The organism is Pseudomonas sp. M47T1 (genome assembly GCF_000263855.1).
GTDB lineage: Bacteria > Pseudomonadota > Gammaproteobacteria > Pseudomonadales > Pseudomonadaceae > Aquipseudomonas.
This window is the reverse complement of record NZ_AJWX01000003.1, coordinates 73,674-85,251: the sequence shown is the minus strand read 5'-3', so window position 1 is coordinate 85,251 and position 11,578 is coordinate 73,674. Positions and strand designations below refer to the sequence as shown.

The following is an 11,578-nucleotide window of genomic DNA, read 5'->3' as shown; positions in this document are numbered from 1 at the left end:
CAAGCAGTGCCGGGCCGCCGGAGGGCATCGCTGCCCTCCAGCATAGTCAAAGCCTTACTTGATGGTGAGGGCTTCGAGCTTGCCGCTGTTGCCGAACACGTAAATCATGTTCCCGGCCACCAGCGGACGGGCGCGCAGGCCGTCGCCGTCGATTTTCTCGCGGCCAACGAAACGACCGTCGACCTGGCTCAGCAGGTGCAGGTAACCGGCGTAGTCACCCACGGCCACGTAGCTGGAGAACACTTCCGGTGCCGACAGCTGGCGACGTGCCAGTTTGTCGTTGCTCCACAGTGCGGTAGTGGTGCGCTCGTCCACGCCTTCCACGGTACCGTTGGCCAGCGCTACATAAACGCTGCCAAAGCCCTGGGCCACACCTGCGTAGCTGGAAGCATCACGCTGCCACAGCACGCGACCGCTTTCCAGGTCCAGGCCCGCCATGCGGCCCTGATAGCTGGAGACGTACAGGGTACCACCGGACAGCAGCAGGCCGCCGTCGATGTCGACCACACGCTCAAGCTCGGAGCGACCTTGCGGCACGGCAACGCGCTGTTCCCACACCGGTACACCATTGCTGATGTCCACGGCCACAACCTTGCCGGTCGACAGGCCGGCCACGGCCAGGTGGTTGGTGACCAGCGGGGCGCCGGTGCCACGCAGGGTGAGCACCGCCGGGGTGCTGTCATACACCCAGCGCTGGTTGCCGGTAGCGGCGTCCAGGCCTACCAGACGGTCGTCCTGGGTTTGCACGACCACAACGTCACCGTTGTTGGCCGGCGGTGCCAGCACTTCGCTGTTGACCTTGGCGCGCCATTTCACTTCACCGTTGGTGGAGTCCAGGGCAATGACTTCGCCGCTGATGGTACCCAGCATCACCAGGCCGTAACCCACACCCACCGCGCCGGAAACCGATGCGTTGAGGTCTTTCTTCCAGATCACGTCGCCGTTCAGGCGATTGAGATCCATGACCACGCCGGTTACGTCAGCGGCGTAGATGCTGTCGTTCTCGATCGCTGGAACAAGCATGTTGTAGGTCTCGCCCTGACCGTCACCGATCGAGCGACTCCATTCCTTGTGCAACACGACTTCTTCTTTGAAGTCGGTCAGCTCGGCCGGAGGCAATTCCTTCTTGCTGTTGCTGCTGCAACCCGCGGCCAAAATGGCCAGAGCCAGCAATGCTGCATGTTTCCAACGGATCACATCACGCATCTTTTTTCGCCAGGTCGTCGAGTTTGATTTGCAAGCCGCCTACCGCTGCCTCGTCGGACAGCGATGCCTTGGCCTTCTGGTAAGCCGCGTACGCATCATCGGTACGACCCAGCTGCACCAGCAGGTCGCCCTTGAGTTCTTCACGGCTGGCCAGGAATGCCTTGTCGGCATCGCCTTCCAGCAGTTTCAGCGCGTCTTCGGCCTTGTTCTGTGCGGCCAGGACCTGCGCCAGGCGCTGACGGGCGATTTCACCCAGCATGGCGTCCTTGGGCTTGTCGACCACCGGCTTGAGCTCGGCGGCGGCGTCGTCCAGCTTGCCGCTGTCTACGGCCACCTTGGCCACAAACAGGCTGCCGTACTGCGCGTACTCGCTGTTGCCGTACTCGGTCTTGAGCTTGTTGGCCAGGTCGGCGACCTGCGCGGTGTCCGGCTTGCCGGTTGGGTTCAGCGCGGTTTCCAGCAGTTGCTGGTACAGGCTGGACGCGCCTTGCGACTGGTTGGCCTGATAGCGATGCCAGGCTTGCCAGCCGAACACTACCACCAGGGCCAGCAGCACGCCGGTGACCAGAGGCTTGCCGTTACGCTGCCAAAAGTCCTTCAACTCGGCGAGTTGTTCATCTTCGGTACTCGACACCCCAATACTCCTATTTCGCAAATTCGGCCTTGAAGCCTGCCTCAACCCTGCACGACGCAAGTCGCCAGATGCTCACCCAGAGCATCCCAGGCAATGTTTTGTTGCTCGCCCTGGCCACGCAGGGGTTTGAAACCTACCACTTGTTGCGCCAGTTCGTCGTCCCCCAGGATCAAGGCGTAGAGCGCACCGCTCTTGTCCGCCTTCTTGAACTGGCTCTTGAAGCTGCCGGCACCGGCATTGACCAGCACGCGCAGCCCAGGCACCTGGTCGCGCAGGCGCTCGGTCAGGGCCAGGCCAGCCAGTTCGGCTTGCTCGCCAAAGGCGCACAGGTAAACGTCTACGGTACGAGCAATGGATTCAGGCACCTGGCCAAGGGTTTCGAGCAGCAAAATCAGGCGCTCGATGCCCATGGCAAAACCAACGCCGGGGGTCGGCTTGCCGCCCATCTGCTCGACCAGGCCGTCGTAGCGGCCGCCAGCGCACACGGTGCCCTGGGCGCCGAGCTTGTCGGTGACCCACTCGAACACGGTCTTGCTGTAGTAGTCCAGGCCACGCACCAGCTTGGGGTTGATCACGTAGGGAATGCCCACGGCGTCCAGGCGGGCCTTGAGGCCTTCGAAATGCACGCGCGACTCTTCGTCCAGGTAATCGGCCAGCTTCGGCGCGTTGACCAATACCGCCTGGGTTTCCGGGTGCTTGGTGTCCAGCACGCGCAGCGGGTTGGTTTTCAGGCGACGCTGGCTGTCTTCGTCGATCTGGTCCAGGTGCTGGGTAAGGAACGCCACCAGCGCTTCGCGGTAGCGAGCACGAGCTTCGCTGGTGCCCAGGCTGTTCAGTTCCAGGGTCACTGCGTCGCGGATGCCCAGGGCCTTCCACAGGCGCCAGGTCAGCACGATCAGTTCGGCGTCGATGTCCGGGCCGTCCAGGTTGAACACTTCCAGGCCTATCTGGTGGAACTGGCGATAACGGCCTTTCTGCGGACGTTCGTGACGGAACATCGGGCCCATGTACCAGAGCTTCTGCACCTGGCCACCACCGATGATGCCGTGCTCCAGCACCGCACGCACGCAGGCCGCCGTGCCTTCGGGGCGCAGGGTCAGCGAGTCGCCGTTACGGTCCTCGAAGGTGTACATCTCTTTCTCGACGATGTCGGTCACTTCACCGATCGAGCGCTTGAACAGGTCGGTGAACTCGACGATCGGCATGCGTATCTGCCGATAGCCGTAGCCATCCAGCAGGCCTGCCACGGTGCCTTCGAAGTAGCGCCACAGGGGCGTCTGGTCGGGCAGGATGTCGTTCATGCCACGGATGGCTTGCAGCGTCTTACTCACGAGAAATCCTTAGTGTTCTTTTTATCAGCCGCGGGCGATCAGCGCCGCGTCGGCTTCGACTTTTTCGGCCGCCTTTTGGCGAATCAGCTTCTCGAGCTCTTCCACCAGGTTGTCGTTGGTGAGCTTCTGCGCCGGCTTGCCGTCGATGTAGATCAGGTTCGGCGTGCCACCGGTGAGGCCCACATGGGCTTCCTTGGCTTCGCCAGGACCGTTCACCACACAACCGATCACCGCAACGTCCAGCGGCACCAGCAGGTCTTCCAGACGCCCTTCCAGCTCGTTCATGGTCTTGACCACATCGAAGTTCTGCCGCGAGCAGCTCGGGCAGGCGATGAAGTTGATGCCACGCGAGCGCAGGCGCAGGGACTTGAGGATGTCGTAACCGACCTTGACCTCTTCGACCGGGTCGGCCGCCAGCGAAATGCGGATGGTGTCGCCGATGCCATCGGCCAGCAGCATACCTAGGCCCACGGCGGATTTCACCGTGCCCGAGCGCAAACCGCCGGCTTCGGTGATGCCCAGGTGCAGCGGCTGCACGATCTGGGTGGCCAGCAGGCGGTAGGCTTCGACGGCCATGAACACGTCGGAGGCCTTCACACTGACCTTGAAGTCCTTGAAATTCAAGCGTTCCAGGTGCTCCACGTGGCGCAGCGCCGACTCTACCAGCGCAGCCGGGGTGGGTTCGCCGTACTTTTTTTGCAGGTCCTTTTCCAGGGAACCGGCGTTCACGCCGATACGGATCGGGATACCACGGTCACGGGCGGCATCGACCACGGCGCGCACACGGTCTTCGCGACCGATGTTGCCCGGGTTGATGCGCAGGCAGTCCACACCCAGTTCGGCCACGCGCAGGGCGATCTTGTAGTCGAAGTGAATGTCGGCCACCAGCGGCACGCGGACCTGCTGCTTGATCTTGCCGAAGGCTTCGGCGGCGTCCATGTCGGGTACCGAGACCCGCACGATGTCGGCGCCGGCGTCTTCCAGGCGACGGATCTGCGCCACGGTGGCGGCCACGTCGTTGGTGTCGGTGTTGGTCATGCTCTGCACCGCGATGGGGGCATCGCCGCCCACCGGTACATTGCCGACCCAGATTTTACGGGATTCGCGACGTTTGATCGGGGATTCGCCGTGCATCGTTATTGTCCCACTTTCATGCGAGCAGTCTCGCCGGAGGTGAAAGGCGCCACGTCCACGGGCTGGCCGTTGTAGGCCACTTGCGCACCACGGGCATAGCCCAGGCGCACCGCGAACGGCGGCTTGCCGTTCAGGTCAATGGTGTCACCCTTGCGCTTGAGGCCGCTGAGCAGCACCTTGCCGTTGCCGTCGGTCACCTGGGTCCAGCAGTCGGCAGTGAACTGCACGTGCAACTGGCCGGCGCCGGCCACGGCTTCCTGGGCCACTGGCGCTGCCGGGGCAACGGGGGCCGCAGGGGCGACTGGCGCAGCAGACTGATGAGCGACAACCGGCACGCTCGGCGCAACCGGGGCTGGCGCAGTGACTGCAGGCGTTGGGGCAACGGTAGGCGCGGCGGCCTGAACGCCGGCTGTCGCCGGTGCGGCTGGGGCAACGGTGGCAGGGTCGGCAGGAGCCACTTGAGCCTCGGCCGGTTTCTGCGCTTCGGTCACGGCCTGGTCTTCAGGCTCGTCGATGGGGTGGATCTGGGTGGTGCCGTCGGCGCTTTCGACTTCGACGTGCTCCATGGCCAGGCCCGACTGGTCCTTGCCACGCTGACCGGTCTGGTCCTGCCACCAGAAGAAGCCACCACCGATCACCGCCACCAACAACAGCAGGCTCACGCCACGCAGGATGTTGTGGGACAGGCGTACCGGTTCTTCGATGCGACCCAGCGCATGCACTTCGCTGCCCTGGGCGTGGCTGCCGGTAGCCTGGTCGAAGGCCTGCACCAGCGGGGCCTGGTCCATGCCCAGCAGCTTGGCGTAGGCACGGATATAACCGCGGGCAAAAGTATGCCCCGGCAACTTGTCGAAGGCGCCGGCTTCCAGGTTGCCCAGAGAAGTGGTGGTCAGGTTGAGCTTGACCGCTACATCGGACAGCGACCAGCCTTTGCTCTCGCGGGCCTGGCGCAGGGTCTCACCAGGGTTCACGCGAGTCGCTGCTACAACTTCGGGATGCGCCGCTTTCATCATTGCTCCGACAGGTATTGCTGATATTCCGGCGTACCGGGATAGAGTCTTCTAAGTTGCAGGCCGTAACTGGCGGCCCTGTTCTTGTCCTGGAAAATCCGTGCCAGGCGCGTTCCCAGCAACAGGCTGCGCGCATTCTGCTCGCTCAGCTTGCTGAAGCGGTCGTAATAGTCGCGCGACGGCACATAATGCCTGTCTTCGTAAGACAACTCAGCCATTTCCAGCAATGCCTGCGGCTGATCGGCGCGAAGACGCAGCGCCCTGTCGAACAATTGCACCGCCAGGGGCTTGTTGCCCATGGCGCGCGCGGTCAGGCCCATGTTTTCGAACACCCGCGAGCGCTCAGGATACAGGGGATCGTCGGCAGCTTTCTGAAACGTTTCGTAAGCTTCCGGATACCGCTTTTGCTCGTACAGGAAACCGCCGTAATTGTTGAGGGTACGCGCGTCTTTCGGGCTGCTGGACAAGGCTTTCTTGAAATACTGTTCGGCAAGCTTGGGCTCAAGCTCAGCCTGGAACACCAGGCCAAGGGCACCGTTGGCATCGGGGTCGGAGCTGTCCAGGTCCAGGGCTTGCTTGAGCGGGATCTTGGCCTGCTCGGCCTGGCCGGTCTGCAGGTAGCCGATACCCAGCTGAACAAGCGCCTTGCGCGCGTCGTCGCGCCCCTTGCTGGTGTCCATCGGGTTGACTTTACCCGTGGAGACGCAGCCAACCAACAGGTTGAAACACAAAAGCAGGAGCGCGGCGCGCACGGTCATGGAGATCCTCTCTCAGGGCCGGGTGTCGGCGTTGAGCGGCATATCGGCGTCGGTAGCCAGCTGGCGTACGGCGATATAGCGTTCGCTACGGCGGGTGCGGTCCATCACCTGCCCAACCAATTGACCACAGGCGGCGTCGATGTCTTCGCCACGGGTGGTGCGCACCGTGACATTGAAACCGGCCTGGTGCAAATGATCCTGGAAACGACGGATGGCATTGTTGCTCGGCCGCTCGTAACCGGAGTGAGGAAACGGGTTGAACGGGATCAGGTTGACCTTGCACGGTACGTTCTTGAGCAGTTCAACCATTTCCACCGCGTGCTCGAGCTTGTCGTTGACGTCCTTGAGCAGGGTGTACTCGATGGTCAGCACGCGCTTTTCGCCCAGCTGGGACATATAGCGCTGGCACGACTCGAGAAGCATCTTGAGCGGGTACTTCTTGTTGATCGGTACCAGCTGGTTGCGCAGCGCATCGTTGGGCGCGTGCAGCGACAGGGCCAGGGACACGTCGATGTGATCGGCGAGCACGTCGATCATCGGTACCACGCCCGAGGTAGACAGGGTGACCCGGCGTTTGGAGATGCCATAGCCCAGGTCATCCATCATCAGCCGCATGGCGGCGATGACGTTGTCGAAGTTCAGCAGTGGCTCGCCCATGCCCATCATCACCACGTTGGTGATGGCGCGGTCGATGGTAGCCGGGACACTGCCGAAGGATTTGTTGGCAATCCACACCTGGCCGATGACTTCGGCGGCGGTGAGGTTGCTGTTGAAGCCTTGCTTGCCGGTGGAGCAGAAACTGCAGTCCAGGGCACAGCCCGCCTGGGACGAAACGCACAAGGTGCCACGTTTGCCCTGGGGAATGTAAACGGTCTCGACGCAGCTGCCGGACGCCACGCGCACCACCCATTTACGGGTGCCGTCGGTGGAGATGTCCTCGCTGACCACTTCCGGACCACGAATTTCGGCACAGGCCTTGAGCTTTTCGCGCAAGGCCTTGCCGACGTTCGTCATGGCGTCGAAATCATCGACGCCAAAATGGTGAATCCACTTCATGACCTGACCGGCACGAAAGCGCTTCTCCCCGATCGAGTCGAAGAACTGTTCCATCTCCGGTTGGGTCAAGCCCAGGAGGTTTGTCTTGCCAGTCATTACGGTCATGGTTTCACCTTCACTCGTTGGCCGTGGCTTAGCGAGTGGTTACTTCGGTAGCAGCGAAGAAGTACGAGATTTCACGGGCAGCAGCGGCTTCGGAATCCGAACCGTGTACGGCGTTGGCGTCGATGGAGTCAGCGAAGTCAGCGCGGATGGTGCCGGCAGCAGCTTCTTTAGGGTTGGTGGCACCCATCAGCTCGCGGTTCAGGGCGATGGCGTTTTCGCCTTCCAGAACCTGGACAACCACTGGACCGGAGATCATGAAGGCAACCAGTTCACCGAAGAAACCACGGGCGCTGTGCTCAGCGTAGAAACCTTCAGCTTCGGCCTTGGACAGTTGCTTCAGCTTCGAGGCAACGACGCGCAGACCGGCTTTTTCGAAACGAGTGGTGATCTCGCCGATTACGTTTTTAGCAACGGCGTCAGGCTTGATGATGGAGAAAGTACGTTGAACAGCCATGGTGAAACTCCAGAAACGGTGATTGTTGCGAAAAATTAAACCCGCGAATTATACGCGGGTTCTGGGGTATTGCCTAACCTGCAAAGATGATCAGTCTATTTCGTCGGCCCAAAGGGTCTGTACCGCTTCCAGCACCTTCTCGCCTACTCGGCCAGAAGCGGGGTCGAAACCAGGCAGTTCCTTGATCCATTGCTGCAGATCGACGAAGTTGACCGAATAAGGGTTAACCCCCGGCTTGGCCTCGGCCAACTCTTCTGCAATACGCTGTACATCATTCCAGCCGTAAGTCATGACAGTCTCTCGATCAGTGCGGCGCTTCGGCGGCATGGTTGAGCGAATATTTCGGAATCTCGACCGTCAGGTCCTCGGTGCCCACCAGCGCCTGGCATGCCAGACGCGACTGCGGCTCCAGGCCCCAGGCCTTGTCCAGGTAATCCTCTTCCAGTTCGTCGGCTTCTTCCAGTGAATTGAAGCCTTCACGGATGATGCAGTGACAGGTGGTGCAGGCGCACACACCGCCGCAGGCGCTTTCGATCTCGATGTGATGATCGTGAGCCAGCTCAAGAATCGACGTGCCGGTCGCGGCTTCGACTACCAGGCCCTCGGGGCAAAACTTCTCGTGGGGCAGAAAAATGACCTGCGGCATCGTTATTCCTCAATCTCATTCAGGTTGCGCCCGGCCAACGCGGCTTTCACCGTCGAGTCGAGGCGGCGGGCCGCGAAAGCGTCGGTGACCTGCGACAGACGCTTGGTCTGTTGCTCGATGGCCGCGCCGTCGGTACCGCTCATCAGTTCACGCAGTTCAGTCACCTGCAGCTCGATCACCCTGCGCTCTTCGGCGTCCAGCAGGCGATCCCCATCGGCCTCGATTGCAGCCTGCACGGCTTCGATCAGGCGCTCGGCGTCAACCTGGTGCTCGCGCAACTGGCGCGCCACCTTGTCGTCGCCGGCGTACTGGAACGAGTCCTTGAGCATGCGGGCGATCTCGCCGTCGGTCAGGCCGTAGGACGGCTTGACCTGGATGCTGGCTTCAACGCCCGAACCCTGCTCGCGCGCCGAAACGCTGAGCAGGCCGTCGGCATCGACTTGGAAGGTGACGCGAATCTTCGCGGCACCGGCGACCATGGCCGGAATGCCACGCAACTCGAAACGCGCCAGGGAACGGCAATCACTAATCAATTCACGCTCGCCTTGCAGGACGTGAATCATCATGGCCGACTGACCGTCTTTATAAGTGGTGAAATCCTGGGCACGAGCAACGGGGATGGTGGTGTTGCGCGCAATCACCTTCTCCATAAGCCCGCCCATGGTTTCCAGGCCCAGGGACAACGGGATCACGTCCAGCAGCAACAATTCGCCGCCGTCACGCTTGTTGCCGGCCAGGGTGTCGGCCTGGATGGCGGCACCAATGGCCACCACCTGATCCGGGTCGATTTCGGTCAGCGGCTGGCGGCCGAACAGCTCGCCAACAGCCTCGCGCACACGCGGCACCCGAGTGGACCCGCCGACCATGACCACTGCGGCCACTTCGTCCATTTCCACACCCGAGTCACGCACGGCACGCCGGCAAGCCTTCAGGCTGCGGGCGACCATGGGCTCGACCAGGGCATTGAAGGCGTCGCGGCTCAACGGCGCCGTCCAGTCGCCGTACGCCACTTCCACCGACTCGGCGTCGGTCAGGGCTTCCTTGGCGGCACAGGCGGTTTGCAACAGTTGACGTTGGGCACCCGGCGCCAGGTCGGCGGAAATACCAGCCTGCCGCACGATCCAGTTGGCAATGGCGTGGTCGAAGTCATCGCCGCCCAGGGCGCTGTCGCCACCGGTGGCCAGCACTTCGAATACACCGCCAGTCAGGCGCAGGATGGAAATATCGAAGGTACCGCCACCCAGGTCATAGATGGCCACCAGGCCTTCGGCATGTTGATCCAGGCCATAGGCCACGGCTGCCGCAGTAGGCTCGTTGAGCAGACGCAGCACGTTCAGGCCGGCCAACTTGGCGGCATCCTTGGTGGCCTGGCGCTGGGCGTCGTCGAAGTAGGCCGGCACGGTAATCACCGCCCCTACCAACTCGCCACCCAAAGTGGCCTCGGCGCGCAAGCGCAACACCCTGAGGATGTCGGCGGACACTTCCACCGGGCTCTTGGCGCCCTGCACGGTGTCGATGAACGGCATGTGCGACTCGCCACCGACAAAGCGGTAGGGCAATTGCTCGCCCAACTGCTTGACGTCAGCAAGACCACGCCCCATCAGGCGCTTGACCGACACGATAGTGTTGAACGGATCAGTGGCAGCGGCTGCCTTGGCAGCAGCACCCACTTCGACGCGATCGGCATGGTAGCGAACGGCAGACGGCAGAATGACCTGCCCCTGCTCGTCGGCCAGCGGTTCGGACAGACCACTGCGCAAGGCAGCGACCAGCGAATTGGTAGTGCCAAGGTCGATACCCACAGCCAGGCGACGCTGGTGCGGTTGAGGACTCTGGCCGGGTTCGGCGATCTGCAGTAGGGCCATGCTTATCTGAATATCAGGCGTGCAGCCGTAGCAACACTGGGTTAATCGTCGAGGCGCTCTTCTAGCTGGCGCACTTCGTAGGAGAGCTTGTCGAGGAACTGCATGCGCCGCATCAGGCGTTCGGCCTGTTCGCGTTGCGCTGCATCATCCCAACAGCTGGCGAAGCTTTCGTTCAGTTGCTCCTGCGCTACCTTTACCTGCCGCTTGAAGCGCGCTACACCGTCAAGATCGGCACTGTCGTGCAGGTCTTCGAGGTCTTCGCGCAGCTGCATCTGCTGCATCAGGAACTCTGGGTCATGGACCGTGACTTCCTGGGGCACTTCATGGCCACCAATGGCCAACAGGTAACGAGCCCGCTTGGGCGCGCTCTTGAGCGTCTGGTAGGCCTCGTTGAGGCCAGCGGACTGCTCCAGTGCCAGGCGCTGCTGACGCTCGGAAGCATCGGCAAAGCGGTCCGGGTGCACGGCGCGCGCCAATTCACGGTAGCGCGCCGCCAACTGATCGAGGTCCAGCCGAAAGCTTGGCTGCAGGTCGAACAAGGCAAAATGACAAGGAGTACCCACGGATAGCCTCAAACGTTGAAGCTTTCGCCGCAGCCACATTCACCGCGTACGTTGGGGTTGTTGAACTTGAAGCCTTCGTTCAACCCTTCCTTGACGAAATCCAGCTCGGTGCCGTCAAGGTACGCCAGGCTCTTGGGGTCGATGATCACTTTCTCGCCGTGACTCTCGAACACCTGGTCGTCTTCGCCCGTGGCGTCCACGAACTCCAGCACATAGGCCAGGCCCGAACAGCCAGTGGTACGAACACCCAGGCGGATACCCTCGCCCTTGCCACGACCGTCCAGCGAACGGCGGATATGCTTGGCGGCGGCTTCTGTCATGCTGATAGCCATCGAGACTCCTTACATCGTGCGATGTGTACTGTTAGAGCAGACCTTTCTTCTGCTTGTAGTCCTGAACGGCAGCCTTGATGGCGTCTTCAGCGAGTACGGAGCAGTGAATTTTCACCGGCGGCAACGCCAGCTCTTCAGCCAGCTGGGTGTTGCTGATGGTGACGGCTTCGTCCAGCGACTTGCCCTTCATCCACTCGGTGGCCAGGGAGCTGGAAGCGATGGCAGAGCCACAGCCGTAGGTCTTGAACTTGGCGTCTTCGATGATGCCCTGCTCGTTGACCTTGATTTGCAGGCGCATGACGTCGCCGCACGCCGGGGCGCCGACCATGCCAGTGCCGACATCCGGGTCTTCGGCATCCATCTTGCCGACGTTGCGCGGGTTTTCGTAGTGGTCGATGACCTTTTCGCTGTAAGCCATGATTCTCAATCCTCACTCATCAGGGCCGCTCTGAAGGCCCTGCAGATACGCCAGCGTTTCATCGCC

General features: G+C 62.0%; 14 protein-coding genes. All 14 read right to left on the bottom strand.

The window, feature by feature from the left end; translation table 11 throughout:
• Nucleotides 1–54: 54 nt before the first annotated feature.
• A complete protein-coding gene (gene bamB, locus PMM47T1_RS04310; RefSeq protein ID WP_043300720.1) occupies nucleotides 55–1,206 on the bottom strand; it encodes an outer membrane protein assembly factor BamB in 1,152 nt (383 codons plus the stop codon).
• The gene (locus PMM47T1_RS04305; RefSeq protein ID WP_008366144.1) at nucleotides 1,199–1,840 is read right to left on the bottom strand and encodes a YfgM family protein; all 642 of its coding nucleotides are present in this window, start codon (nucleotides 1,838–1,840) and stop codon (nucleotides 1,199–1,201) included. The genes bamB and PMM47T1_RS04305 overlap by 8 nt, the downstream gene beginning before the upstream one ends.
• Nucleotides 1,841–1,881: 41 nt before the next feature.
• Nucleotides 1,882–3,171 (bottom strand): histidine--tRNA ligase, encoded by a 1,290-nt coding sequence (hisS, locus tag PMM47T1_RS04300; protein WP_008366143.1) that lies wholly within the window; start codon nucleotides 3,169–3,171, stop codon nucleotides 1,882–1,884.
• Between the two features lie 24 nt (nucleotides 3,172–3,195).
• On the bottom strand, nucleotides 3,196–4,305 hold the full coding sequence (ispG, locus tag PMM47T1_RS04295; protein WP_008366142.1) for a flavodoxin-dependent (E)-4-hydroxy-3-methylbut-2-enyl-diphosphate synthase: 1,110 nt from the start codon (nucleotides 4,303–4,305) through the stop codon (nucleotides 3,196–3,198).
• Between the two features lie 2 nt (nucleotides 4,306–4,307).
• On the bottom strand, nucleotides 4,308–5,315 hold the full coding sequence (locus PMM47T1_RS04290) for a RodZ domain-containing protein (RefSeq protein ID WP_043300719.1): 1,008 nt from the start codon (nucleotides 5,313–5,315) through the stop codon (nucleotides 4,308–4,310).
• Complete coding sequence (gene pilW / locus PMM47T1_RS04285) at nucleotides 5,315–6,073, bottom strand: type IV pilus biogenesis/stability protein PilW (protein ID WP_008366140.1); 759 nt, start codon at nucleotides 6,071–6,073, stop codon at nucleotides 5,315–5,317. The genes PMM47T1_RS04290 and pilW overlap by 1 nt, the downstream gene beginning before the upstream one ends.
• Before the next feature lie 12 nt (nucleotides 6,074–6,085).
• Nucleotides 6,086–7,234 carry a 23S rRNA (adenine(2503)-C(2))-methyltransferase RlmN gene (rlmN, locus tag PMM47T1_RS04280; RefSeq protein ID WP_043300718.1) on the bottom strand — a complete coding sequence of 383 codons (1,149 nt, stop codon included), beginning with the start codon at nucleotides 7,232–7,234 and terminating at the stop codon, nucleotides 6,086–6,088.
• A gap of 28 nt (nucleotides 7,235–7,262) precedes the next feature.
• Nucleotides 7,263–7,688, bottom strand: a complete 426-nt coding sequence (gene ndk / locus PMM47T1_RS04275; protein WP_008366138.1) for a nucleoside-diphosphate kinase — start codon at nucleotides 7,686–7,688, stop codon at nucleotides 7,263–7,265.
• 90 nt (nucleotides 7,689–7,778) lie between these two features.
• Complete coding sequence (gene iscX, locus PMM47T1_RS04270) at nucleotides 7,779–7,979, bottom strand: Fe-S cluster assembly protein IscX (protein ID WP_008366136.1); 201 nt, start codon at nucleotides 7,977–7,979, stop codon at nucleotides 7,779–7,781.
• 13 nt (nucleotides 7,980–7,992) lie between these two features.
• Entirely contained in the window at nucleotides 7,993–8,334 is a 342-nt protein-coding gene (gene fdx, locus PMM47T1_RS04265; protein ID WP_008366134.1) for an ISC system 2Fe-2S type ferredoxin, read from the bottom strand.
• A 2-nt stretch (nucleotides 8,335–8,336) separates the two neighbouring features.
• Nucleotides 8,337–10,199, bottom strand: coding sequence for a Fe-S protein assembly chaperone HscA (gene hscA, locus PMM47T1_RS04260; protein ID WP_008366133.1), 1,863 nt, complete (start codon nucleotides 10,197–10,199; stop codon nucleotides 8,337–8,339).
• A gap of 41 nt (nucleotides 10,200–10,240) precedes the next feature.
• Nucleotides 10,241–10,762, bottom strand: a complete 522-nt coding sequence (hscB, locus tag PMM47T1_RS04255) for a co-chaperone HscB (protein WP_008366132.1) — start codon at nucleotides 10,760–10,762, stop codon at nucleotides 10,241–10,243.
• Nucleotides 10,763–10,770: 8 nt separating this feature from the next.
• A complete protein-coding gene (gene iscA, locus PMM47T1_RS04250; protein WP_008366130.1) occupies nucleotides 10,771–11,094 on the bottom strand; it encodes an iron-sulfur cluster assembly protein IscA in 324 nt (107 codons plus the stop codon).
• Between the two features lie 31 nt (nucleotides 11,095–11,125).
• Nucleotides 11,126–11,512 (bottom strand): Fe-S cluster assembly scaffold IscU, encoded by a 387-nt coding sequence (iscU, locus tag PMM47T1_RS04245; protein ID WP_008366128.1) that lies wholly within the window; start codon nucleotides 11,510–11,512, stop codon nucleotides 11,126–11,128.
• Nucleotides 11,513–11,578 lie beyond the last annotated feature (66 nt).